We start from the raw sequence: 24,556 nt of genomic DNA, 5'->3' as shown, positions 1-24,556 counted from the left end.
CGTATTGGAGAAAGTGCTCGAGGCCTGATTTGGTAAGCTTTCCGGCCGTTTCCTGCCTTAGCGCCCACCGTGTCCGTCGAAACCGCAGAAAAGGGGGTCTACGACCCCAAGACCCTTGAAGCCACCGCCCAGCAGTTCTGGGCCGGGACCCGTGCGTTCGAGGTGCGCGAGGATCAGCCTGACAACGGCGTGGGCAAACCGAAGTTCTACTGCCTGTCGATGCTGCCGTACCCGTCGGGCGCGCTGCATATGGGCCATGTGCGCAACTACACGATCGGCGATGTGATCAGCCGCTACCAGCGCATGACCGGCAAGAACGTACTGCAGCCGATGGGCTGGGACGCCTTCGGCCTGCCTGCCGAGAACGCGGCGATCAAGAACAAGACCGCGCCAGCGAAGTGGACCTACGCCAACATCGACCACATGCGCGAGCAACTCAAGTCGCTCGGCTACGCGATCGACTGGTCGCGCGAGTTCGCGACGTGCCGGCCCGAGTATTACGTGCACGAACAGCGCATGTTCGTGCGATTGCTGAAGAAGGGGCTGGTCTACCGCAAGAATTCGGTGGTGAACTGGGATCCCGTCGACCAGACCGTGCTCGCCAACGAGCAGGTGATCGACGGCCGCGGCTGGCGCTCCGGTGCGGTGGTGGAGAAGCGCGAGATCCCGCAGTGGTTCCTGAAGATCACCGATTACGCGCAGGAACTGCTCGATGGCCTCGACCGTTTGCCGGGCTGGCCGGAATCGGTCAAGACCATGCAGCGCAACTGGATCGGGCGCAGCGAGGGCCTCGAATTCGCTTTCGACATCGCCGACAGCAGCGATCGCCTCAGTGTGTTCACCACGCGTCCGGACACGCTGATGGGCGTGACCTTCGTCAGCATCGCCGCAGAGCATCCGTTGGCGCACAAGGCCGCCGAACACAGTCCGCACCTCGCCGCCTTCATCGCGGATCTCAAGAAGGGGGGCGTGTCGGAAGCGGAACTGGAAACCCAGGCCAAGCGCGGCATGGATACCGGCTTGCGCGCGATCCATCCGATCACCGGCGAGCACCTGCCCGTCTATGTCGCCAACTTCGTGCTGATGGGCTACGGCACCGGCGCGGTGATGGCGGTGCCGGGCCACGACCAGCGCGATTGGGAGTTCGCCAAGCAATACGGCCTCCCGATCAAGATGGTGATCGTGCCGGTGGACGTGGGCGATGCGATCGCGGAGATCGAAAAGCATGTCACCGCGCATGACGATCCGATGCAGAGCGCGCTCGGCAAGTCCGGTGCGATCGATGTCTACGACACCGCCGCGGCAGTGCAGGTGGTCGAAGAGTTCCAGAACCAGATTGCCGAAGCAGGTGCTTATACCGAGCGCGGTTGGCTGGTGAACTCGGGTGAATTCGATGGCCTCGATTACCAGGGCGCGCTCGATGCCCTCGCCGAGCGCTTCGAACGCGAAGGCCGCGGCACGCGTCGTGTGAACTTCCGTCTGCGTGACTGGGGCGTCAGCCGCCAGCGCTATTGGGGTTGCCCGATCCCGGTGATTTATTGCGGCAAGTGCGGCGCGGTCCCAGTGCCGGAAGACCAGTTGCCCGTGGTGTTGCCAGAAGACGTTGCTGACGCGTTTTCGAAAGCCGGCAGCGTGCAGTCGCCGATCAAGGCCGACCCGGAATGGCGCAAGACCACCTGTCCCTCGTGCGGTGGTGCTGCAGAGCGCGAGACCGACACCTTCGACACCTTCATGGAGTCGAGCTGGTACTACGCGCGTTACACCTCGCCGGGCGCGAGCGACATGGTCGATGCGCGCGCCAACCACTGGCTGCCGGTCGACCAGTACATCGGCGGCATCGAGCACGCAATCCTGCATCTGCTGTATTTCCGCTTCTATCACAAGCTGCTGCGCGACGAAGGCCTCGTGCATAGCGACGAGCCGGCGATCAACCTGCTGTGCCAGGGCATGGTGATCGCCGAGACCTTCTATCGCGACGTCGCCGACGGTTCCAAGGACTGGATCAATCCCGCCGACGTCGAGATCGAACGCGATGCACGCGGCCATGTGGTCGGTGCGCGGCTCAAGAGCGATGGCCAGCCGGTGAAGATCGGCGGCACCGAGAAGATGGCGAAGTCGAAGAACAACGGCGTCGATCCGCAGGCGATGGTCGACAAGTTCGGTGCCGATACCGTGCGCCTGTTCTCGATGTTCGCCGCACCGCCGGAACAGTCGCTGGAGTGGAACGAGGCCGGCGTCGAAGGCATGGCGCGCTTCCTGCGCCGCTTCTGGCGCGAACTGCAGGCGCATGTGGCGCAGCCCGATCATCCCGAAGTCGATCCTGTGGCGCTCAACGCCGCGCAGAAAACACTGCGCCGGCAGTTGCACGAGACCATCCAGAAGGTCGGCGACGATTACAGTCGTCGCCACAGCTTCAACACCGCGATCGCGGCGTTGATGGAACTGCTCAACCACGTGTCGAAGTTCGGCGACATGAGCGATCAGGGCCGCGCCGTGAGGCACGAAGCCTTGCAGGCGATGGTGCTGCTGTTGAACCCGGTGACACCACACGTCTGCCACGCGCTTTGGCAGGCATTGGGACATAGCGAGACCTTGCTGGAAGACCAGCCGTTCCCGCGTCCCGATCCCGCTGCGATGGTGCGCGAGGCGTTGACCCTGGCGGTGCAGGTGAATGGCAAGCTGCGAGGCACGATCGAGGTTGCGCCGGATGCGTCGCGCGAACAGGTCGAGGCCGCGGCGTTGGCTGAATCCAACGTTGCCCACTTCCTGGCCAACCTGAGCGTGAAGAAGGTGATCGTGGTGCCGGGCAAGATCGTGAACATCGTCGCCGCATGACCTTGCCGCGCGCCGCGACCTCGTCCAGACTGGCCGCATGACCCAGATCAGCACGATTCAAACCAGCGTGATTCAAACCGGCATGATCCGAATCCTGGTTGCAGCATTGCTGGCCTTGACCCTCTCGGCCTGTGGTTTCCACCTGCGTAACGCGCTGGCCTTGCCGGCCGAGCTCGGCCCGGTGCGGGTGGTATCGAACGATCCCTACAGCCCGCTGGCGGAATCGCTGGCGGAGGCGCTCGGACGTGCTGGTGCCACACCAGCCAGCGATGCCAACGCCGCGAACACCGCAACGCTGGAAGTGCAGTCGGAGCGCTGGGGCAATACGGCGATCAGCATCGACGAGTTCGGTCGCGCCCAGGAATTCAGCCTGCGCTACGCGGTGATCTTCGCGCTGCGCAGGGCCGATGGCTCGTTTGTGATGCCGAGACAGGCGGTGGAACTCGCGCGCGATTACGTCGCCTCGCCGACTGACCTGACCGGCTCCGAAAGCGAACGCGAAATCCTCACGCGCGAGTTGCGGCGCGAAATGAGCGCGGCGATCCTGCGTCGCATCGACGCCGCCTCGCGCGTGTCGGCGACCCCCGCACCCTGAAATGGAACTCACCCCTGCACGGCTGGCCACGCAGCTCGCGGGCGAGCCGCTGCGGTCTGTTTACCTGATTGCAGGTCCCGAGCCGCTGCTGGTGCTTGAGGCCGCCGATGCAGTGCGTGCCGCGGCACGTGCGCAGGGCATTGCGGAGCGCGAGGTATTTGACGCGGACAGCCGCGATTTCGACTGGGACACGCTAGAAGCCACGTTCCGCGCACCGAGCTTGTTCGCCAGCCGTCGATTGGTCGAACTGCGCCTGCCTACAGCCAAGCCGGGCAAGGACGGCAGCGAAGCCATCGTCGGTTTCTGCGCCGATCCACCACCTGACGTCACCCTGTTGATCACTGGCGGCGAGTGGAGCAAGCAACACGCTGGCAAATGGAGCGACGCGGTCGCGCGCGTCGGCCATGTCGTGATTGCATGGGCGATCAAGCCGCACGATTTGCCGGACTGGATCGAGCGACGTTTGCACAGTAAGGGGTTGCGCGCCGAACGCGAGGCGGTGCAGCGTCTTGCCGATCGGATCGAGGGCAACCTGCTCGCCGCGGCGCAGGAGGTCGACAAACTCGTCCTGCTCTGCGATGGGGAAACCATCGACGCCTCGCGCATGGATTCGCTCGTAGCCGATGCGGCGCGCTTCGACGTGTTCCGTCTGGTCGATGCGGCGATGAACGGGCAGGGCGCACAGGTCTCGCGCATGCTCGCCGGCCTGCGCGCCGAGGGTGAAGCGGTGCCGGCACTGCTCGGCATGGTGGTGATGGAGTTGCAGCGTGCCGCCGCACTTGCGCGGGTACAGGCGCGCGGTGGCAACCTCGCCAACGAATTCAAGGCGCAACGGGTCTGGGAATCGAAACAGGCGGTGTTCCGCCGCGCCCTGCAACGCCATGCCGCGCCACGTTGGGAACGTTTCGTCAGCGAAGCGGGCAAGGTCGACCGCATTGCCAAGGGCCGCGCACCCGGCGATGCGTGGCTGGCGCTGGAGCGTCTACTGCTCGCGGTCGCCGAACCGAAAGCGCTGCGTCTGCTCGCTTCGTGAGCGCCATGCCAAGACTCTTCGTGTGCTATGGCGGTACGTTCGACCCGGTGCACAACGGACATCTCGCCATCGCACGCGCCGTGCGCGATGCGCTGGCCACACAGGTCCATTTGTTGCCCGCAGCCGATCCGCCGCACAAGGGTCCGACCCACGCCGATGCCAAACAGCGTGCGGCGATGCTGGAACTCGCAGTCGACGAGGAATCCGGTCTGCACGTGGATCGCCGGGAACTGGACCGCGATGGCCCGTCCTACACGATCGACACCTTGCACGAATTACGCGCCGAACTTGGCCCGGATGCGCCGATCGCGTGGATGATCGGCAGCGATTCGTTGCTCGAACTCGACACCTGGAAACACTGGCGCCAATTATTCGACTACGCGCATATCCTCGCCGTGCAGCGGCCTGGTTCGTTGACCGACGGCGATTCGATTGAGCGCAGGGCACCCGCGGTCTACGCCGAAATCACCCCGCGCCAGTGTCGCGCATCGCAGTTGCATGGCGCCGCGGCGGGCGGATTCGCGGTGTTCCCGCTGGTCGAACAGCGGCAGGAATCCTCCACCGAGCTGCGCCGCCGCATCCGTGCGGGTGAACCGTGGCGGGACTGGGTGCCACCCGCGGTCGCCGACTACATCGACCGCCGCGGCCTATACCGCGACCGGGGCGTTCACGCCCCTCCGTTATAATCCTCAGCGAACCCAGAGAGCCGACAGCCCTTGACCACCGCCGCGCAAGTCATCAAGACCCGCCTGCCAAACCCGCCGCCGCCCATCGACGTCCTGCTGAAGACAGTGCACGCCGCGGTCGAAGAACTCAAAGCCAAGGATGTCGCGCAGATCGACGTGCGTGGGAAGAGCAGCGTCACCGACTACCTGGTGATCGCGTCAGGCACCTCCACCCGCCACGTCAAGTCGATTGCCGATGAAGTCGTGCGCCATGCCAAGAAGCTCGACGTGCAACCGCTCGGCGTCGAAGGCGAGCGCGAAGCGGAATGGGTGCTGGTCGATCTTGGCGACGTCGTCGTCCACGTGATGCTGCCACGCGTGCGCGAGTTCTACGCGCTGGAGCGGTTGTGGACCGTGGGCGACCAGCCGCCCGAGTACGAAAGTGAAACCGACGCCGAACGCCGGCTGTAAAGCGCTGGCGTCGGTGCCATCGGGATGAAAGCCAAGCTCATTGCCGTCGGCGAACACGCTCCACGCTGGGTCGCCGAGGGTTTCGGCGAATACCAGAAACGCCTGTCGCACTGGTTGCCACTGGAATTGATCGAAATCGAACCCGGCCTGCGCGGCAAGGGCCGCGATCCCGTGCGTGCGATGCATGAGGAAGGCCAGCGCGTGCTCGGCGCATTGCCAAAGGCACCGCAGGTGATCGCGCTCGATGGTCGTGGCAAGTCATGGACGTCTGAACAACTCGCGCAACGACTCGAGCATTGGCGCGGGCAGGGCCGTGAACTGGCTTTCCTGATCGGCGGTCCCGAAGGCCATGCACCCGAAGTCATCGCACGCGCCGACGAAACCTGGTCGCTCGGCCCGTTGACCCTGCCGCACATGCTGGTGCGCATGGTGGTCGCCGAGCAGCTTTACCGCGCTGCGGCGCTGCTGGCGAACCATCCCTATCACCGGGCTTGAGGCGGGCGGCTACTGACCGTTCGGATCGTGCGGTGCGTCAATTGCCTCCTTTCCCTTTTCGGGCCAGACTCGCCCAGGTCTGGACCGCAATCACTGGGAAGGGGATTTCTATGGGCGCAATTTTCCAATCGCTGGGCCGCACGATCGTCGCCGGCCTCGTCATTCTTTTCATCATCCTCGGCATCGCCGGCACCTTCGGCAAGATGGGCGAGCAGTTCTACTGGCTGTTCTTCGCGCGCTGGTTGCACGTGCTGTCCGGCGTGTTGTGGATCGGCCTGTTGTGGTACTTCAATTTCGTGCAGATCCCCTCGATGCCCAAGATCCCGGACGAGCACAAGCCGGCGGTCAGCAAGGTGATCGCGCCGGCGGCGCTGTTCTGGTTCCGCTGGGCGGCGCTCGCGACGGTGGTGACCGGCATCGTCCTCGCCAGCATGTCGGGCTATCTCGTGCCGGCACTGAGCATCCAGGATCCCGTCAAGGCAATTGGTATCGGCATGTGGATGGCGCTGCTCATGGCATTCAATGTCTGGTTCATCATCTGGCCGAACCAGAAGAAGGCGCTGGGCATCGTCCAGGTGGAAGCCGATGCCAAAGCCAAGGCCGCGCGCCTCGCGATGCTGACCTCGCGCTTCAACACCATGCTTTCCATCCCGATGCTCTACTTCATGGTGGCGCAGCAGAACGGCGGCCTCTGACGGGTCGATCAACGAATCGCAATTCGCAGCATGCAGGCCCGCCTCTCGGCGGGCTTGCCGTTTCTGGTTTCAGGGACAGCGCTCGCCATCGGTGACGCTGTGTTCACAAAAATTCAGTAGGGTGCTGCTCTTGGCCTGATCCGGACCGGATGGCCGTTGGCCGTGATGACACAGGAGGTGCAGTCATGCGCAGCGAACCCAAGCGTCAGCGTACGAAGCGTGCAAGCAGGGCTGCCCCGCCAAAACCGAAGCCGAAAGCGAAGGGCAAGCCGACAGCTCGCAAGCACGCACCACGCGAGCCCGACTTCGGTCCGCCCAACAAGATCGTTTTCCAGCCGTTGTACGACCGCGCCAAGGTGGTCAAGAACGCGTTGACTGGCGGCCTCGCCAAGTCGCAGACCGCGGTCTACATTCACGGCATCGGCAACCATGCCGCGGAGCAGGTTCTGGTGGTGCGCTGGGACCGCGCCTTGTTCGGTAAGGACATGGGTGAACGCACGCGGATGGCGTACTGGGTCAATCGCGCGCGCTACCCGCAACCGGAAGTATGCGACTGCATCGATCCGAAATGCGCCTGCCACGATCCGCAGGAATCGACCCGGGTGCGCAGCGTACTGGCGGTAGGTGAGCCGCAGCCGGAAGTGGAACTCGAGATTGCAGTGCAGGCGATCACGCAGGATGCCGCCGAGCAGGATTTCCTCCGCGAACTCGGCCTCGAAATGATCGAACGTGCCAAACGCGAAGCTGCGGCGGGCACCAGTGGCGATCGCAAAGGCACCTACGGCCTGCGCAGCAAAGGCATCGGCGATTTCCTGCTGCGCCAGCTGACCGACCTGGTCACCGGCGTCGCACTGCCCGATGTGCAGGATTTCCTGTTCGACCCAAAACACCGCAAGCAGATGGAGGACGTGTTCCTGTCGCGATTGCAGACGGGCGGCGGGCCGTTCGTGGTGGTGGCGCACAGCCAGGGCACGATGATCGCCTACGACGTGCTGCGCCAGCTGAGCAAGGCCGACATCGACGTGCAGTTGTTCGTCACCCTCGGTTCGCCGCTGGGCTTGCCGCCGGTGCGCAGCGTATTCAAGAAGTGGACGGGCAAGCAGCAGTTGCCGTTCCCGCCCTGCGTCAGCCGTTGGTTGAATGTCGCCGCCGTCGGCGACGTGGTGGCTTTCGATCGCAACCTCGGCGACGACATCGCACTGCACCCGAAAGCCGCATTCGCCAATTACATCATTCCGCGCGAAGAGCGCGACGCCAATCCGTTGTTCCGCGAAAGCGCGCATTCCTCGATGGGCTATCTGTCGACCAAGGCCGTGCAGCAACAGGTGTACGCGACGGTCGGCCGGGAATTCGCGCGCAGTCTCGGTCGCCAAGTGGTGACATCCGATCTGGTCGAGCGTTTTGAAACCGAGCCGGACAGCTATCGCCATCCGGTGTTGATCGAAGTCACCGACAAGGTCGATAAGACCCGGCTGACGGTTGCCGAAGGTCGTCGCCGTATCGATGAGCGCCTGCGCCAGCTTGCCGTGGACGGCAATCCCGAGGCGCTGGCGATCATGCACCACGCGCGTTTCGTCTCTGCGCGGCTGCGACGCGCGGAGATCGAAGTGCTGCGCACGGAATTCGAGAACCTGCAGGTGCAGCGCGTGTGGCAGAACGCGAAGAAACGCGCGCTGATCTCGCGCTCGGCGCAGATGGTGCAGGCGACACCCGCGCACCAGGCTTACGGCGCGCATGGGCACAATATCGAATGGGCCGTGCTCGACACCGGCATCCATCACCGTCATCCACATTTCGGCACGCACAAGAACATCGTCAGCTTGTGGGATTGCACCAATCCCATGGCTCGTAGCAGTACGGCCGTGAGCGAGCCCAGCGGTGGTTTCGTCGACTGGTCAGGCGACGAGCCTGTCTGGCCGGTCGGGGCGGAGGAGATGATCGATCGTTTCGGCCACGGCACCCATGTCGCCGGCATCATCGCCGGCGAATACTTCGAACCGCTCGAAGACGATCACGAAAAGATGCGTTTCTCCGGCATGGCGCCGAAGGCGAAGCTGCATTCGTTCAAGGTGCTGGATGACCGCGGCCAGGGCGACGATGCCTGGATTCTGATGGCGCTGGACAAGATCGCCAGCATCAACGAGCAGGCGAGCGGGCTGCGCATCCACGGCGTGAACCTCAGCCTCGGCGGCAACTTCGACCCCAGCGTGTTCGGTTGCGGCCACACGCCGTTGTGCGTCGAGTTGCGGCGGCTGTGGCGGCAGGGCGTGCTGATCACGCTGGCTGCCGGCAACGAAGGCTTTGCGGTACTGCAGACGCTGGATGACGGCCCGTGGCAGGCCAACCTCGATCTGTCGATCGGGGACCCGGCGAACCTGGAGGAAGCGATCGCGGTCGGATCGGTGCACCGCCTCAATCCGCACACATACGGCGTGAGCTATTTCTCCTCGCGCGGTCCGACCGCGGACGGCCGCAACAAGCCGGACCTGGTGGCGCCGGGCGAAAAGATCTTCTCGGCGCGTGCGGATTTCGAAGCGCGCCTGAAGCTGAAGAAGAAAGGCGACCCGATGGCCGCGGAAGACCTCTACGTCGCAGAATCAGGCACCAGCATGGCGACGCCACATGTCTCCGGCATCCTCGCCGCGTTCCTGTCGTTGCGCCGCGAATTCATCGGCTATCCAGACCGGGTCAAGAAGATCCTGATCGAGAACTGCACCGATCTCGGCCGCGATCGCTACGCGCAAGGCGCGGGGTTGCCGAACCTGGTGCAGATGTTGGCGCGGACGTGATCAAAGAAAAGCGGCGGAGGGGTCGCCTCCGCCGCCATGTTTCGCAGGTGTTGGGAATCAATTCTGTAGCTTGAACGCAACCGGCACCAACCCGTAAGCCTGTATTGCGACGCCGTCACGCATCGCCGGTTTGAAGCGCCAGCGCTTGAGCACATGCTTGCGCGCGGTATCGTCGAGCGAGTGATTGCCGCTGCTGGACTGGACCTGCACGTCGAGCGGACGGCCGTCGACATCGACCAGCACCTGCAGCATCACCATCCCTTCGGCGCGCGTGCGTAACGCATCACGCGGGTAGGTCGGAGGCGGGGCGTCGGCGTATTCGAGGCGCACCGCGACAATCGGGCCGCTTGAAGGTTCTACAGCGATCGAATCGGTGATTGGATCGGGGTTCGGGATGACAAACTCGTTTCCCTGATCGACCACGACCTCCTCGGTCACCGGCGCCACGTTCGTCTGCGGCTGGGTGCGGATCGGATTCTGCTGCGTTTGCGGCGGTGTTGGTGTCACGGGGGCGACCGGAATGATCTCGGGTTTCTTCTCTGGACGTATCCAGGTCGGTTCAACGACATCTATCACCGCCACCGGCGGCGGCGCCGACATCGGCATCAGCAACAACAGTAGGGCAATGGCATTGACCGCGATCGCGCCGCTCATGGCGGCGATGCGCGCGGCGTTCGGGCGTTCCTTCAGATACCCGGCCTGCTGACGTGGGGAGTGAGCGAGCGTATGCACCATGACGACCTCCGTGGTTGTTGCCTGCGAAGGAACAACGCGCGGACGGCGCATGCGGGGTTACGTGTCGCTTGCATCCGCTGCCGCGCGGCTTTCAGGGGTTCCTAAGAACGATTCCCATTTGCGATTCCACGCTGCCCTGCTTTTCGAAGTTCGACAAGCCCACGCGGACGGTTGGCACAAAAGAACGGACGAACGGCGTTGGCAAAAAGGCCCGCCGAAGCGGGCCCTGTCGATGACCGTACAAAATCGCAGGTCGTCGTGTTACTTGCCGAGTTCGAACACCACGTCGATGCTCGCTGACAGCGTGTTCTCGCCCGGGGACACCGAGGTCTCTTTCGCCCCCATCGCATCCATGGCCTGCATCCGCATCATCGGGATCGGCGGCTGGAACCCGCCCCCTTCGGAAATGCTGACGATCCGGCGCACGCGCAGGCCCAGGGCCTTGGCATAGGTCTCGGCGCGGGCTTCGGCTTTCTTCAAGGCGGCGAGGCGCGCTTCGTCGTAGCCCTCGTCGGGCTTGTCGACTTCGAAGCTGGGTCCGTTGACCTGGTTCGCACCCTGCGCCACCAGCGTGTCGAGGATCTTGCCGAGCTTGGCGATGTCGCGAACCTTGAGGTTCACGGTATTGCTGGCTTGATAGCCAGTGATCGCGGGCGGCTGGTTCTCGGCGTAGCGGTATTGCGGCTGCACGCTGATGCCGCTGGTCTGTACGTCGCGTTCGGCGATACCAGCGGCGTTGATCGCGGCGACCACCTTGCTCATCTGCTCGGCATTGGCACGCATCGCGGCGTTGGCGTCGGCGGCCTGGGTCACCACGCCGGCGGAGATCGTGGCAACGTCGGGTACGCGCTTGGCTTCGGCCTGGGCCGATACCGACAACAGCGTGCCATCGATGGGAACGGCATAGCCGGGGGCAGTGGCGGTCTGGGCACAGGCGGCAGTCATCGTGGCTCCGAAGGCGAGGGCAGTGGCTAGCAGCAGCGGACGCAAGGGGTGGGGCATGGTGGTCTCCCGGGGAATGGCGGCAAGGGTGGTGGGGGCAGTGTTGCGATGGGGTGAACGGTGGGTGAGCCGCAACGGGGTTAAGGCGACCACGCGCGGGTTCGTATTCATGGCTGCGGGTTAGACTCCCGCGATGCTCCATCTAGCTTCGAAATCCCCCCGCCGATCCGAATTGCTGGCCCGTCTTGGGCTGGAGTTCGGTGTCCTCGACCTCGACGTGCCCGAACACCGCGGGCCTGGCGAACCCGCCGAAGAATACGTGCGCCGGGCGGCGCGCGAGAAGGCGGGCGCCGGCCTGCTGCAGGTCATGGCCGTCCCGAATGCGCTGGTGCTGGGCGCCGATACCGAAGTGGTGCTCGACGACGAAGTCTTTGGGAAGCCGCGCGATGCTGTCGACGCGGCGGGAATGTTGCGTCGCTTGTCCGGCCGCACGCATCTGGTGATCTCGGCGGTATCGCTGGTGTCGGCAGCGCGCGAGGCGCAGGCCGTCTCGGTGTCGGATGTGACCTTTGCTGAACTGAGCGAACCTGACATCGATAGCTACTTGGCAACCGGCGACTGGGAAGGCAAGGCAGGTGCCTACGCAATCCAGGGGCGCGCGCAAACTTTCATCTCGCACTTGTCCGGCAGCTTTTCCGGCGTCATGGGCCTGCCGCTGTACGAGACCACGCAGTTGCTGCGGAAATTCGGAGCGATGCCGTGACCGAGGAGATCCTGGTCAACGTCACCCCGCGTGAGACCCGCGTCGCCGTGGTCGAAAACGGCATGCTGCAGGAACTGCACATCGAGCGCGGCTGGCGTCGTGGCGTGGTCGGCAACATCTACAAGGGTAAGGTGCAGCGGGTGATGCCGGGCATGCAGGCCGCGTTCGTCGAGGTCGGCCTCGAACGCGCCGCCTTCCTGCACGCCAACGACATCGTCAGGCCGGCGCCGGTGCCGAGCGCCGATGGCGAAGAAGCGGCGCTGCCCCCTGCCGTGTCCAAGCCGATCCTGGAACTGGTACGCGAAGGCCAAGACATCATCGTGCAAGTGGTGAAGGATCCCATCGGCGGCAAAGGCGCACGCCTCACCACCCAGCTCAGCATCCCATCGCGTTACCTCGTCCTGTTGCCGCAGTCGCGGGTGATCGGCGTGTCGTCGCGGATCGAGGACGAAGTCGAACGCGCGCGCCTGAAGTCGATCGTGACCGAGTTCGCCGGCAGCAGCGAACAGGGATACATCGTCCGTACCAATGCCGAAGGCCAACCGGCCGAGGCGCTCGCCGAGGATATCGCCTACCTCAGCCGCGCCTGGGCGCTGGTCGAGAGCCAGGTGCAGACCACCAAGCTCGGTGCCTGCGTGTACGAGGACCTCAACCTGCCGCTGCGCGCCGTGCGCGACCTGATCCGCCGCGACGTGGAGAAAGTCAAGGTCGATTCGCGCGAGACTTGCGACAAGCTGCGCACCTTCGCCGCGCAGTACATGCCGGGCCTCGCCGAGAAGATCGAGCACTACAGTGGCGCGCGACCAATCTTCGACTTGTATGGGGTCGAGGACGAAATCCAGCACGCGCTGGAGAAAGAAGTGCCGCTGAAATCCGGTGGCTACCTGGTCATCGACCAGACCGAGGCGATGACCACGGTCGACGTCAACACCGGTTCCTTCCTCGGCCAGCGCAACCTCGAGGAAACGGTGTACCGCACCAACCTCGAAGCGGCGCAGGCGGTCGCGCGGCAACTGCGCCTGCGCAACCTCGGCGGCATCATCATCATCGACTTCATCGACATGGTGGATGCCGAGCACCGCCGCCAGGTCCTGCGCACGCTGGAAAAGTCGCTGGTGAAGGACCATGCCAAGACCACGGTCTACGACTTCTCGCCGCTGGGCCTGGTCGAGATGACGCGCAAGCGCACGGTTGAATCGCTGGAGCGCCAGCTGTGCGAGCCCTGTCACGAGTGCGGCGGGCGGGGCACGTTGAAGACCAGCGAGACCGTAACCTACGAAATCTTCCGCGAGATCACCCGCGCGGTGCGCCAGTTCGAGGCGGCACGCCTGTTGGTGATCGCCTCGCCGAAAGTGGTTGCGCGCATTACCGACGAGGAGTCAGCGGCGGTGGCGGAGCTGGAGGAATTCCTCGGCAAGTCGATCCGTTTCCAGGCCGACGAGCAGTATTTACAGGAGCAGTTCGATGTTGTGCTGCTTTGACCATCGCGGAGCGCGGCGGTGACGACGCCGCTGCGCCGTCGGTTGCGGCACGCGCGCCGTTGGTCGTGGTATTTCGTCGCGATCACGTTGGTCGTGGTGGCTGTGGTCGTCGGCGTCGCCAGCCAGTTGTTGCCATTGGCCGAACGGCACCCGGACCGCATCGCTGCCTGGCTTAGCGACCGCGTTGGCCGCCCGGTCACGTTCGATGCGGTCGACACCGAATGGACCCGGCGCGGTCCTCTGCTGCGCCTCGAAGGACTGCGCGTCGGCACCGGCGCGCAGACACTCGTGATCGGCGATGCGGAAATGCTGGTGTCGCAATATGCCGGACTGCTGCCAGGGCGATCGTTTACCGAATTGCGCCTGCGTGGCCTCGATCTGGCGCTCGAACGTGCCGACGATGGCCGCTGGAGCGTGCGCGGCCTGCCTGGGCAGGAGAAACCCGGTGGAGACCCGTTCGGCGCCCTCGAAGGACTCGGTGAACTGCAAGTGATCGGCGGCAAGTTGCACGTGCTCGCGCCATCGTTGGGAATCGATGCGCAGTTGCCGAAAATCGACCTTCGCCTGCAAGTACATGGCGATCGCGTCCTCGCCGGCTTGCGTGCATGGATACGGCCTGGCGTAGCGCCGCTGCACGCCGTGCTTGATTTCGATCGCAAGCGCGGCGATGGCCGCGCCTATGCCGGCGCCAAGGAAGCCGATCTCGCCGTGTGGGCGCCGTTGCTGCATCTCGCCGGCGTGCAGGCGCTGGCTGGCCGCGGCCGTGCCGAGGCCTGGGGCGAGTTGCGCGCGCACCGCATCGCTGCCGTTACCGTTGATGCCGCACTCACCGGCGTCCGCCTGCGTGGTGCGCAGTTGCGCGATGCGAATGGTGTCGCCACCACGCCTGACAGTGGATTCGATCGGGTCGAAGCACGCGCGCGTTGGCAGGCGGTCGTCGGTGGCTGGCGTTTCGATGCGCCGACGCTGCGCATAGGCAGCGGCCGGCGCGAACAACGCCTTGACGGTCTGGTGTTGGCCGGCGGCAGGCGTTACGCGCTACTCGCCGAACGCGTGGACGTCGGCCCGTTGCTTGAAGTCGCGGCGCTCAGCGATCGCATGGCGCCGGGCCTGCGACGGTGGTTGCTCAGTGCGAAACCCCAGGCGACGCTCGAACGGGTCGAGGTCGCAGGTGTGCGCGACGGAGCGCTGCATGCGCGCGCGCATATCGCCGGACTCGGCTTCCTGCCGGTCGGAAAGTCGCCTGGCGTACAAGGACTGGGTGGCGAACTCGATGGCGATACGGATGGTTTCGCGTTGCGGTTCGATCCGGCCGCGACGGTGCGCTTCGATTGGCCGCGTGGTTTCGGCGTTGTGCACACGATGAAACTGCGCGGCGAAGTCGATGGCTGGCGCGAAGGCCAAGGCTGGCGTGTCGGTACCGCCGCACTGCGCATCGATGGCGACGGTTTCGGTGCCAACGCCCGTGGTGGCCTGTGGTGGCAGGGCGACGGCACGCGGCCGTGGATCGACATCGCCACCGAACTCGATACCACCGCGCTACCAGTCGCCAAGGGTTTCTGGTTGCGCGAAAACATGCCGCCGCCTGCCATTCGCTGGCTCGACACGGCGCTGGTCAGCGGAGAGTTGCAGAGCGGACGCGCGATCGTTTCCGGCGACCTCGATCACTGGCCGTTCCGCGATCGCAACGGTCTCTTCCGCGCGGATGCCCGCATCGCCAACGCGACCTTGAAGTTCCAACCCGACTGGCCCGCTGTCGAAGGCGTGGAGGCGGATGCGAGTTTCATCGCCGACGGCTTCACCGTCGACGGCAAGGCTCGGCTCGGCGGTACCGGTATCCGGCAGTTGCACGCCGGCATCGATCACTACAGCGGCGGCAAGCTGGTGGTGCAGGCGCAGGCTGCGGGCGATGCCGCGTCGTTGCTCGCCACATTGAAGCAAAGTCCGCTGCAAAAAGAACACGCCGAAACCTTCGCCAACATCACCGCCAGTGGCCCGGCCGACGTCGACTTCGATCTTGCGTTGCCAATGGGCAAGGGCGGCAAGCTTGCACTCGGTGGCACGGTCACCCTGAAGAACGCGCAGCTCGCGGATGCGCGCTGGAAACTCAAGTTCGACCAGGTGAATGGCAAGGCAGTTTATTCCCGCGCAGGTTTCAAGGCCGACGACCTGGCTGTCCGCCACGATGGCGAACCTGGCAAGCTGTCGCTGCGCGCCGGTGACGACTATGTGCGCGCGCGCGGCAACGTGTTCGAGGCAGGACTCGAAGCGAGCTTGATCGCCGACGAACTCATCGATCGCGCGCCCGATGTCGCCTGGCTCAAGCCGTACCTGGAAGGAAGGTCGGCGTGGACGGTCGGCATCGCGATTCCAAAATCGGCGCGAGGCCAAGCCGCGTCGACCCAGCTGCAGTTGCGCTCGAACCTGGTCGGCACCGCACTTACGTTGCCAGCGCCGCTGCGCAAAGCCGCGGACACACCGCTCGCCGCGACGGTGGACACGCCGCTCCCGATGGGCAGCGGCGAGATCAAGGTTGCTCTCGGCAACCTGGTCGCGCTGCGCGCGCGCAGCGCCAACCAGCAGACCGGTGTGCGCATCGTGCTCGGCAGCGACAAGGTCGATGAGGCGCCGCCTGCGTCCGGGCTGATCGCGACCGGCCGTGCGGTCACGCTCGACGCCATCGACTGGATCGCAGTGGCCAAGGGCGGCGAGAGGGGTGAAGGCGTGCCGCTGCGGCGGATCGACGTCAATGCCGAACGCCTGTTGCTGCTCGGCGGCAGTTTTCCGAATACGCGGCTGCAAGTCGTGCCAGCCAACGAAGGTGGCAGTGCGGTGACAGTCGCGGGGCAAGCGCTTGCCGGCGCCCTGCTGGTGCCGGAGGCAGAGAATGCGGCCATCGCCGGCCGCTTCGATCGCTTGTACTGGCGCAGCGCGGGCAATGCCGCGAGTGCCGCCGCAACGGATAGTGGAACGGAGTTCGATCCGGCGAAGATTCCGCCTCTGACATTCGAGATCGGCGACCTGCGCTTCAACGACGCGCAACTCGGCAGCGCTAGCGTGCGCACGCGCCCGGTGGCGGCCGGCATGCGACTGGAACAACTCCAGACGCGCGCGCCGAAGCAACGCATCAATCTCAGCGGCGACTGGCTTGGTCGCGGCGCGGCGGCGCGGACGCGGCTGGATCTCGCGATCGACAGCGACGACTTCGGCGCGCTGCTCACGGGGTTCGGCTTCGGCGGCCAGCTCGGTGGTGGCGATGGCACCGCAAAATTCACTGCCAATTGGCCCGGCACGCCCAAGGCCTTCAAGCTGCAGGCCCTCGACGGCAACCTCGCGCTGGACGCGCAAAATGGTCGCCTGCTGGAAGTCGAGCCAGGTGCCGGTCGCGTGTTGGGCTTGCTCAGTATTGCGCAGTTGCCGCGACGGATGATGCTCGACTTCCGCGATCTGTTCTCGAAAGGTTTCGCCTTCAATCGCATCGATGGCCATGTGCGCGTCGACCAGGGCAGCGCGCGCAGCGACGACCTGAAGATCGACGGCCCGGCCGCGCTGATCCGCATCCGTGGCGCCGCCGACCTGCGCGCGCAGACCTTCGACCAGACCATCGAAGTGCGGCCCAAGGCCGGCAACCTGCTGACCGTGGCAGGCGCGATTGCCGGTGGGCCCGTCGGGGCGGCGATCGGTGCCGCGGCGAATGCGATGCTCAACAAGCCGCTGGGCCAGATGGCTGCCAAGACCTATCGCGTGACCGGACCGTGGAAAGATCCCAAGGTCGAAGTGATCAAGCGCGAGCAGTCGCGCGTGAGCGCCGCGCAAGGCGATCCGCCGGGTTGATTCAGCGGCGAGTGCCGCCATCTCCTTCGTCAGGTATGACGATTCTCCATCCCCAGATTCCTGGATTTTCATGACCCTTCCCATCCAGCTCGCCGAAACCCAACTACTGCTTCCCGCCGGGCTCGATGCCGGTGGCCTGGAGCGCGCATTCGGCACGCTGCTCGGGCCGGGCGTGGATTTTGGCGATCTGTATTTCCAGCACGCGCGCCGCGAGAGCTGGACGGTGGAGGACGGCATCGTCAAGGACGGCGCGCATTCGATCGAACAGGGCGTCGGTGTGCGCGCGATCTCCGGCGAAAAAACCGGCTTCGCCTATTCCGACGAGATCGATGCCAGCGCATTGCTGAGCGCCGCAAAATCCGCACGTGCCATCGCCCGCGACGGTGCCGCACATAGCGCACGTGCGCTGGTGCCGGGCACCGGCCGCGCCTTGTATGCAGCGCAGGATCCGATCGATGCACTCGGCAACGAAGCCAAGGTCGAAGCCTTGCGTGGGATCGACAAACTGCTGCGCGCCGCCGATCCGCGCGTGCAACAGGTGATGGTGAGCCTGGCTGGTGGCGTCGACACGATCCTGGTCGCTCGCAGCGACGGTGTGCTCGCTGCCGACGTGCGGCCGCTTGTGCGTTTGAACGTGCAAGTGATCGTCGAACAGAACGGTCGCCGCGAAAGTGGCTACGCCGGTGGTGGCGGACGCTATTCGTATACGGACCTGCTCTCCGGCGGAAAACCCGAAGCCTGGGCGCGTGAAGCCTTGCGGCAGGCGCTGGTGAATCTCGAAGCGGTCGACGCCCCCGCCGGCGTGATGCCGGTGGTGCTCGGCAGCGGCTGGCCCGGTGTGTTGTTGCACGAAGCGGTGGGCCACGGCCTCGAAGGAGACTTCAACCGCAAGGGCACCAGCACTTACGCCGGACGCATGGGCCAGCGGGTCGCTGCACCGGGCGTCACCATCGTCGACGACGGCACGCTGCCGGGACGGCGTGGCTCGCTCAACATCGATGACGAAGGCACGCCGAGCCAGTGCAACACACTGATCGAGGATGGCGTCCTCGTCGGCTACATGCAGGACACGCTCAATGCACGCCTGATGGGCATGAAACCCACCGGCAACGGTCGCCGTGAATCATTCGCGCATCTGCCGATGCCGCGCATGACCAACACCTACATGCTCGCCGGTTCGCACGATCCGGAAGAGATGATCCGTTCGGTGAAGAAGGGCTTGTACGCGGTGAATTTCGGCGGCGGCCAGGTCGACATCACCAGCGGAAAATACGTGTTCTCGGCGACCGAGGCCTACCTGATCGAGGACGGCAGGATCACCGCGCCGGTGAAGGGCGCGACGCTGATCGGCAACGGCCCGGAGACGATGCAACGGGTGAAGATGATCGGCAACGACCTCGCCCTCGACGAAGGCGTCGGCGTCTGCGGCAAGGACGGGCAAAGCGTACCGGTGGGTGTCGGGCAGCCGTCGCTGCTGATCGACCAGCTGACGGTCGGCGGCACGCAGGCCGGTTGAATCAATCGTGGGCTTCTTCCTCGCCTTCGTCGTCGCCGGATTGCACCAGCAATTCGCGCAGCTCACGGAACAATTCGCGGAACGCATGCGGCGGCTTGTTGCGGTTGCGTTCTTCGATCGCATTGCGCACCAGCTGGCGCAGGCGTTGACGATCGGCATCCGGATGTTCGGTCAGCAGTTCGGCCAGCGCGGCGTCGCCGTCATCGAGCAGGCGCTGGCGCCAGGCTTCGACGCGGTGCAGCTCCGCGGCCTCGCGCCGCGCCGCTTCGCCGCCGACGTCGAGCGCATCGCGGATCGCTTCCAGGGTTTCATCGTCCTGCCGCCGCATCTGCTTGGCCAGGAACGCCAGCTGGCGCTTGTGCGCGACATGCGAGGTGATGCGCTGGGTTTCGAGGATATGCGGCATCAGGTCCTCGGGGATCGGCAGCTTCGCCAGCTGCGCCGCGCTCAGCGCGACCAGTTGCGCGCCGAGATCGAGCACTTCCAGGGCCGCGCGCCGTTGTTCGCTGCGGCTGGGGGCCAGGTATTCGCCGGTTTCGGGATCTATGCCGCGCATCGCTCACGCACCTCGTAATCTTCTGGTGCCAAGGATAAGACATTGAACGAACTTGCCCCCTCACACGACAACGGCACCGATGACAGCCGGGCCCGCCTCGAGCGCCTGGCCGGGACCGCACAGCAACTGCTGGACCGCTGCCGTGCTCGTGGTGCGACCCAAGCCGAGGTGTCGTGCTCGGAGGAGCACGGCCTCAACGTCAACGTGCGCATGGGCGCGGTGGAGACGGTGGAGTCCACCCGCGACCGCGGCATCGCCGTCACCGTGTACTTCGGCCAGCGCAAGGGCAGCGCCAGCACCGCCGACCTGCATGACCGCAGTCTCGACGCCACCGTCGAACAGGCCTGCGCGATCGCCCGCCATACCGAAAGCGACCCGGCCGCCGGGCTTGCCGACGCGGAGTTGATGGCGAAGGCGTTGCGCGAATTCGACGTCTGGCATCCGTGGGCGCTGGACGCCGACCGCGCGATCGAACTGGCGCTGGCCTGCGAACAAGCCGGCCGCGACGCCGATCCACGCATCGAGAATTCCGACGGTGCTTCGGTCGGCAGCAGCGATTCGCTGAGCGTGTACGCGAATTCGCACGGTTTTGTCGGCGGCGAGCGCAGTACCCAGCACAGTCTCGGTTGCGCGCTGATCGCCGGTCGTGGCGAGGCGATGCAGCGCGATGGCTGGTACACCGCCGCCGTCGCCGCCGATGACCTCGAGGCCGCGACTGCAGTAGGTCGGCGTGCCGCCGAGCGTGCAGCTTCGCGTTTGCAGCCGCGTTCGTTGCCCACTGGCGAGGTGAAAGTGCTGTTCGCCGCCGAAGTCGCACGCTCGCTGATCGGGCATCTGCTCGGTGCCGTATCCGGCGGGGCGTTGTATCGCAAGGCCAGCTTCCTGCTGGACAGCGTCGGCACGCCGCTGTTCCCGGCGTGGTTCGCGATCGACGAACAGCCATTCCTGCTGCGCGGCTTCCGCTCCGCATCCTTCGATGCCGAGGGCGTGGCCACGCGCGAATCGCCGCTGGTGCAGGGCGGGGTGCTGCAGCGCTACGTCCTGGGTAGTTATTCGGCACGCAAGCTCGGCCTGCAGACCACCGCCAATGCCGGCGGCGTGCACAACCTGCAGATCGTGGCGAACGCCGGCGGCTTTGACGAATTGCTGCGCGGCATGGGTACGGGTCTGCTGGTCACCGAGCTGATGGGGCAGGGCGTCAATCCGGTCACCGGAGATTACTCGCGCGGTGCCGCCGGTTTCTGGGTCGAGAACGGTGCGATTTCGTACGCGGTCGACGGCATCACCATCGCCGGCAACCTCAAGTCGATGTTCCGGGCGATCGATGCCGTCGGCAGCGATATCGATGCCCGCTCGCACATTCGCACTGGTTCGATCCTGGTCGGGCGGATGACCGTTGCTGGCGAGTAGGTCTAAGGTTTACTTGCGTCGCCGCGCGCAAGCCCCATCATTCGCTTACACCGGAGTGTTTCCGGCGGGAGTCGACCATGGACAACGTTGAAACCGCATCCCCGACCTTGAACGAACGCCAGTGGGCCGCCGGGGCACACCTGCTCGCGCTGATCCTCGCGCTGGTGACGAGCTGGGCCGCTGGCATCGCCGGTGCAATCGGTGCATTGGCGGTGTGGATGATCAAGCGTGACGACTCGCCGTTCGCCGCCGAGCACGCCAAGGAAGCGCTGAACTTCAACCTCAGCATGTTCATCTACGCGGTCGTACTGGTGGTATTCGTCGTCATCACGCTGGGCATCGGCGTGATCTTCGCTGCGCCGCTGGGTTTGGCGATCGCGGTGATCTGGCTTTTCTGCACGTTGAAGGCTGCGTTCCGCGCCTACGACGGACAGACGTACCACTATCCGATCACGCTGCGTTTGTTCCGCTGATTCAGTCGAAGGTGCGCGGGCGGCCAGCGAAGGCCGCCCGCTGCATCGTTCAATCACGCAGGGTGTAGGGCTCCAACCCGCCATGGCCGCGGCTGTCGATCCGGTCCAGTCGTTCGTCCAGCGGCGGGTGCGTCTTGTACAACTGGGCCAGGCCAGAAGTCGCGCCACCCAGCGCTGCCATCTTCTGCAGGATCGAGTACAGCGCCAACGGGTTCATGCCGGAGCGCGCGAGGTAGATCTGCGCGGCTTCGTCGGAGCGGTATTCCGCATTGCGATCCAGTCCGGTCAGCATGATCGCGGCGCCGTGCTTGCTGACGTAACTTTTAGCGAGACTGCCGCCGATGCTGCTGCCGGCGTTCACCTGTCCCATCGCCACATCCCCGCCAGCAGCGGCCAATCCCTGCTTGCGGATCACTGCATAGTGATCGCGCTGCACGATGTGGTTGATCTCGTGACCCAGCACGCCGGCGAGTTCGGCGTCGCTGTCGACCAGTTCGTATAGCCCGCGCGTGACCAGCACGTAACCGCCGGGCGCGGCGAAGGCATTGATCTCGGGCGTGTCGACCACGCCGAACGTCCACGGCAGTTCCGGCCGCGTGGTCTGCGAGGCCATCCAGCGCCCGATCAGGTTGATGCGGCGTTGCGCGGCATCGTCGTTCCACAGCGGTCGTGCGCCGAGTACGCGTCCGGCGATCTCCGGTCCCAGCGCCAGCTCCTCTTCGGCCAGCTCCTGTTCGGCCTTTGGAATCGCCTTTTCCGAGACCCCGAGCACCGAGGCCAACGCGCCGCGCCCGAGCGAGCGCAGGATGCCGCGTCCAGCTGAAGACGTGCGCTGGGCATCGGCCTGTTTGACCTGGACAGTTGAAGGCCGCCCTTCGCCGGCGAAGGCGACGCCGGTGGCCAGCCAGCCGTTGATACGTGCCTGTGCCGCGGCGGCTTTCGGCGTGGCCCGGTACATTTCCATCTTCGCCAGTTGCCCGGCATCGAACGCCGCGCTGCGCAGGTCGCTTTCGTCGATGCCGCGTACGCCGGCGGTTTCAGTGATGCGACCCTTGCCGGCCTTGCCGGTGAACAGCACGCGCGCAGTGTCACCCGACGCCGCGGCAGTGGAATGCGCGACGCGCACGTCGTTGACGCGGACGTAGCCGACACCACCGCCAGGCAGCGCCAGCTTGTACCAGAGCCCCTGTTGCGCCGCGATCTGCACTGGAGCGTTGCGGTTGAGCGTCACGACCGTCGGCGCGGCGAAATCGGGCTGGCTGTGCACTTCGACCGAGGGCTTCTGCACAACTGCGGACAGGCCCGCGTTGCCCGCCATCGTCGCGGCGGCGGCGCCCAGCAGCAGCAAGACGATCACGCGCATCGGATTTCCCCCCGCAAAGGCTCAAGCGCCTGTAACAGGAAACGGATTTCGCGCGGAAAGCGGCCGTTCTTCGGCGCTGCGGATCAAGTCGCCAAGGGTGGCCCGCACGCGCGCACGGGTCGTGGAAGCGGATTCGGCATCTGCGGCATGGCTCGTCGCATACGCCACGCGCACGCTGCCATCATCGGGAAGGACCTCGTCGTGCCCCGCCAAATGTGCATGCAAGGCATCGAGCTCGCGTTCGGCGATCGCGGTCACGCTGTCGTGATCGGGCGCGGTCCAGACCAGCACGGTCAGGTCTTCCAGCGATTCCCACAGCCAACTCTTGCGCTCGACGACGCCTTCGATGGCGACCGCATTCGTACCTCCGTGCAGATAGCGGCGCAGGCGGCGCCGGTATTCGCGCAGGCGCCGTTCAAGCGCCTCCGGGTCGAGGCCTGCATCGGGAGCGAAGCGCAGCCGGGCGAGCGCCAGCCAGCGATCCTGCGCTGGATCGAATTCGGCGCGGAAATCCCCGTTGCCGATCGTGCGTCCACGCTGGACACCGGAGTACAGCCGGCACAGTCCGAAACTCAGGCTGACGAAACCGATCGCAGCGAAGATGTCGAAGAACAGGCCGAACGCGGTCAGTCCGATGTATGCAAGCAGCAACAGCAGCAGGTTCGTGGCGACGAAGATCTGATCGATTTCGCTCGCAGGCTCGCCGCGGTAGAACGCGAATGCCGTCAGCAGTACCAGCAGTGCGGCCAACAGATACTTGACCACGGGCGGTGGCATCCAGATCGCGTTGTCGGCGAGCAAGGCTTCGGTCGCTTCGGCCAGTACCTCGGTACCGGCCATCGCCGAGGTGACAGGGGTTGGCTTGGCGTCGTTGAGGCCGGCTGCGGTGTAGCCGACGAGGACTGTGCGGCCGCGCAGCTCCGGCAGCGGCGCGCCAGCTTCGCCGCAGCGGGCTTCGCCATTGGCAAGCAGATCGGCGGCGCTCATCCGTGGCAAACCAGCGCGCGTGCGCCAGTTGATCCGCACCGAATCCGGGAACGCAGAGAGGGCCCGCGGCTCTGGTCCAGCCGCGAGCCGCAGCGGCAACGACGCCAGCGCCCAGTCGCCAGCGCGTTCGCGCAAAGGCACATCGCGCAGGACACCGTCTGCATTGCGGGTGACGTTGACCAGCGCCGCGTTGCGTCGCATTGCTACGCCGTAGGGCAGCAACAGCGCGACAGGTGGATCCTGTTGCGGCGAGGCCGTCAGCGGAAAGCTGGACGGCGCGGCGGAGGCGTGCAGCGATGCGCCGTCGTCGTAATCGGCATGCAGGCGCGAAGCCGCGAATACGAAGCGTCCATCGCCGCCTTCGGCCATCGCTTCGAGGGTGGCATCGGCAGTCGGATCCAACGGCGAAGGATCGGCAAAGAGCACGTCGTAACCGACCGCGCGGACTCCGGCGCGATCAAGCCGGTCGAGCAGGTCGGCATGGCGTTGTCGGCTCCATGGCCAGCCACCTTCGCCACGCGCACGGAAGTATTCGAGCGAACATTCATCGATCTCGACCAATACGACCTGTCCTGAAGGCCGGGGCTCCCACAGCCGCCAGCTGATCACCTGATCGAAGATCGCGTCTTCTGCAGACGCCAGTTGGCGGTCGTGCTGCCAATCCCAGGCCAACCAACCCAAGGCGCCGAGCGCCAGCAAGGGATAGAAGGCGAAGCGCAGGCGCAACGCAATCCGCGCATAGGGCCGGCGATAAAGGCGTTCGAGTGCACCCCAGCGATTGACGAAGGCATGGCCCAGTCGGGCCAGCGCCGCTTCAAATCGCGACAGCCACCTTTGCAGCAATCGTCCCGGCATCCGGTTCCCCTGCGCGAAGATGGAATCGCATTCCATCGCTGCGCCGCCGAGCATCGGCCCGCC

The 24,556-nt window shown here is 65.4% G+C and carries 19 protein-coding genes; 14 read left to right on the top strand and 5 right to left on the bottom strand.

The annotated features are described in order from the left end of the window. The first annotated feature begins 69 nt into the window (after nt 1-69). From leuS to MO486_RS02765, 8 genes are all read left to right on the top strand, one after another. Nucleotides 70-2,835, top strand: coding sequence for a leucine--tRNA ligase (gene leuS, locus MO486_RS02800; RefSeq protein WP_242904381.1), 2,766 nt, complete (start codon nt 70-72; stop codon nt 2,833-2,835). A gap of 37 nt (nt 2,836-2,872) precedes the next feature. After that, nucleotides 2,873-3,430 carry an LPS assembly lipoprotein LptE gene (lptE, locus tag MO486_RS02795; RefSeq protein ID WP_242904379.1) on the top strand — a complete coding sequence of 186 codons (558 nt, stop codon included), beginning with the start codon at nt 2,873-2,875 and terminating at the stop codon, nt 3,428-3,430. A 1-nt stretch (nt 3,431) separates the two neighbouring features. Continuing rightward, nucleotides 3,432-4,463 carry a DNA polymerase III subunit delta gene (gene holA / locus MO486_RS02790; protein ID WP_242904377.1) on the top strand — a complete coding sequence of 344 codons (1,032 nt, stop codon included), beginning with the start codon at nt 3,432-3,434 and terminating at the stop codon, nt 4,461-4,463. Between the two features lie 5 nt (nt 4,464-4,468). Continuing rightward, nucleotides 4,469-5,149 carry a nicotinate-nucleotide adenylyltransferase gene (gene nadD / locus MO486_RS02785; protein WP_242904375.1) on the top strand — a complete coding sequence of 227 codons (681 nt, stop codon included), beginning with the start codon at nt 4,469-4,471 and terminating at the stop codon, nt 5,147-5,149. Between the two features lie 30 nt (nt 5,150-5,179). Further along, nucleotides 5,180-5,599: a ribosome silencing factor gene (rsfS, locus tag MO486_RS02780; RefSeq protein WP_242904373.1), complete on the top strand. Its 420-nt coding sequence runs from the start codon at nt 5,180-5,182 to the stop codon at nt 5,597-5,599. Nucleotides 5,600-5,623: 24 nt separating this feature from the next. Further along, the gene (gene rlmH / locus MO486_RS02775; protein ID WP_242904371.1) at nt 5,624-6,094 is read left to right on the top strand and encodes a 23S rRNA (pseudouridine(1915)-N(3))-methyltransferase RlmH; all 471 of its coding nucleotides are present in this window, start codon (nt 5,624-5,626) and stop codon (nt 6,092-6,094) included. 110 nt (nt 6,095-6,204) lie between these two features. Beyond that, entirely contained in the window at nt 6,205-6,789 is a 585-nt protein-coding gene (locus tag MO486_RS02770; RefSeq protein ID WP_242904369.1) for a urate hydroxylase PuuD, read from the top strand. A gap of 185 nt (nt 6,790-6,974) precedes the next feature. Continuing rightward, complete coding sequence (locus MO486_RS02765; RefSeq protein ID WP_242904367.1) at nt 6,975-9,578, top strand: S8 family peptidase; 2,604 nt, start codon at nt 6,975-6,977, stop codon at nt 9,576-9,578. A 57-nt stretch (nt 9,579-9,635) separates the two neighbouring features. On the opposite strand, the gene MO486_RS02760 is transcribed toward MO486_RS02765, so the two are convergent. Continuing rightward, on the bottom strand, nt 9,636-10,313 hold the full coding sequence (locus tag MO486_RS02760) for an energy transducer TonB (protein WP_242904365.1): 678 nt from the start codon (nt 10,311-10,313) through the stop codon (nt 9,636-9,638). Between the two features lie 261 nt (nt 10,314-10,574). Continuing rightward, nucleotides 10,575-11,315, bottom strand: a complete 741-nt coding sequence (locus MO486_RS02755; RefSeq protein WP_242904363.1) for an SIMPL domain-containing protein — start codon at nt 11,313-11,315, stop codon at nt 10,575-10,577. A gap of 133 nt (nt 11,316-11,448) precedes the next feature. Between MO486_RS02755 and MO486_RS02750 the strand changes: the two genes are divergently transcribed. From MO486_RS02750 to tldD, 4 genes are all read left to right on the top strand, one after another. Beyond that, a complete protein-coding gene (locus MO486_RS02750; RefSeq protein ID WP_242904362.1) occupies nt 11,449-12,018 on the top strand; it encodes a Maf family nucleotide pyrophosphatase in 570 nt (189 codons plus the stop codon). Next, nucleotides 12,015-13,499, top strand: a complete 1,485-nt coding sequence (rng, locus tag MO486_RS02745; RefSeq protein ID WP_242904360.1) for a ribonuclease G — start codon at nt 12,015-12,017, stop codon at nt 13,497-13,499. The genes MO486_RS02750 and rng overlap by 4 nt, the downstream gene beginning before the upstream one ends. Nucleotides 13,500-13,517: 18 nt before the next feature. Next, nucleotides 13,518-17,333, top strand: coding sequence for a YhdP family protein (locus MO486_RS02740; RefSeq protein WP_242904358.1), 3,816 nt, complete (start codon nt 13,518-13,520; stop codon nt 17,331-17,333). Between the two features lie 70 nt (nt 17,334-17,403). After that, nucleotides 17,404-18,849, top strand: a complete 1,446-nt coding sequence (tldD, locus tag MO486_RS02735) for a metalloprotease TldD (protein WP_242904356.1) — start codon at nt 17,404-17,406, stop codon at nt 18,847-18,849. Nucleotide 18,850: 1 nt separating this feature from the next. Here the strand turns inward: tldD and yjgA are convergent, their stop codons facing one another. Then, nucleotides 18,851-19,405: a ribosome biogenesis factor YjgA gene (yjgA, locus tag MO486_RS02730; RefSeq protein ID WP_242904354.1), complete on the bottom strand. Its 555-nt coding sequence runs from the start codon at nt 19,403-19,405 to the stop codon at nt 18,851-18,853. A 42-nt stretch (nt 19,406-19,447) separates the two neighbouring features. On the opposite strand from yjgA, the gene pmbA reads away from it, so the two are divergent. Both pmbA and MO486_RS02720 read left to right on the top strand, forming a co-directional pair. Further along, nucleotides 19,448-20,815 carry a metalloprotease PmbA gene (pmbA, locus tag MO486_RS02725; protein WP_242904352.1) on the top strand — a complete coding sequence of 456 codons (1,368 nt, stop codon included), beginning with the start codon at nt 19,448-19,450 and terminating at the stop codon, nt 20,813-20,815. Nucleotides 20,816-20,892: 77 nt separating this feature from the next. Then, on the top strand, nt 20,893-21,288 hold the full coding sequence (locus MO486_RS02720; RefSeq protein WP_242904350.1) for a DUF4870 domain-containing protein: 396 nt from the start codon (nt 20,893-20,895) through the stop codon (nt 21,286-21,288). Nucleotides 21,289-21,337: 49 nt separating this feature from the next. Here MO486_RS02720 and MO486_RS02715 read toward each other — a convergent pair whose 3' ends face one another. Both MO486_RS02715 and MO486_RS02710 read right to left on the bottom strand, forming a co-directional pair. Beyond that, entirely contained in the window at nt 21,338-22,651 is a 1,314-nt protein-coding gene (locus MO486_RS02715) for a M48 family metalloprotease (protein WP_242904348.1), read from the bottom strand. A gap of 21 nt (nt 22,652-22,672) precedes the next feature. Continuing rightward, nucleotides 22,673-24,529, bottom strand: a complete 1,857-nt coding sequence (locus MO486_RS02710; protein ID WP_242904346.1) for a CHASE2 domain-containing protein — start codon at nt 24,527-24,529, stop codon at nt 22,673-22,675. Between the last annotated feature and the right edge of the window lie 27 nt (nt 24,530-24,556).

Origin of the sequence: Lysobacter sp. CFH 32150 (assembly GCF_022758295.1) — a bacterium.
Lineage (GTDB): Bacteria > Pseudomonadota > Gammaproteobacteria > Xanthomonadales > Xanthomonadaceae > CFH-32150.
Note: the sequence above shows the minus strand (reverse complement) of the source record. Positions and strands in the feature narration are given on the sequence as shown.

Coding starts and splice junctions, on each gene's coding strand:
- lptE (WP_242904379.1), top strand. CDS start 2,873: ATGACCCAGATCAGCACGATTCAAACCAGCGTGATTCAAACCGGCATG.
- holA (WP_242904377.1), top strand. CDS start 3,432: ATGGAACTCACCCCTGCACGGCTGGCCACGCAGCTCGCGGGCGAGCCG.
- nadD (WP_242904375.1), top strand. CDS start 4,469: ATGCCAAGACTCTTCGTGTGCTATGGCGGTACGTTCGACCCGGTGCAC.
- rlmH (WP_242904371.1), top strand. CDS start 5,624: ATGAAAGCCAAGCTCATTGCCGTCGGCGAACACGCTCCACGCTGGGTC.
- MO486_RS02770 (WP_242904369.1), top strand. CDS start 6,205: ATGGGCGCAATTTTCCAATCGCTGGGCCGCACGATCGTCGCCGGCCTC.
- MO486_RS02765 (WP_242904367.1), top strand. CDS start 6,975: ATGCGCAGCGAACCCAAGCGTCAGCGTACGAAGCGTGCAAGCAGGGCT.
- MO486_RS02760 (WP_242904365.1), bottom strand. CDS start 10,313: ATGGTGCATACGCTCGCTCACTCCCCACGTCAGCAGGCCGGGTATCTG.
- MO486_RS02755 (WP_242904363.1), bottom strand. CDS start 11,315: ATGCCCCACCCCTTGCGTCCGCTGCTGCTAGCCACTGCCCTCGCCTTC.
- MO486_RS02750 (WP_242904362.1), top strand. CDS start 11,449: ATGCTCCATCTAGCTTCGAAATCCCCCCGCCGATCCGAATTGCTGGCC.
- tldD (WP_242904356.1), top strand. CDS start 17,404: ATGACCCTTCCCATCCAGCTCGCCGAAACCCAACTACTGCTTCCCGCC.
- yjgA (WP_242904354.1), bottom strand. CDS start 19,405: ATGCGCGGCATAGATCCCGAAACCGGCGAATACCTGGCCCCCAGCCGC.
- MO486_RS02720 (WP_242904350.1), top strand. CDS start 20,893: ATGGACAACGTTGAAACCGCATCCCCGACCTTGAACGAACGCCAGTGG.
- MO486_RS02715 (WP_242904348.1), bottom strand. CDS start 22,651: ATGCGCGTGATCGTCTTGCTGCTGCTGGGCGCCGCCGCCGCGACGATG.
- MO486_RS02710 (WP_242904346.1), bottom strand. CDS start 24,529: ATGGAATGCGATTCCATCTTCGCGCAGGGGAACCGGATGCCGGGACGA.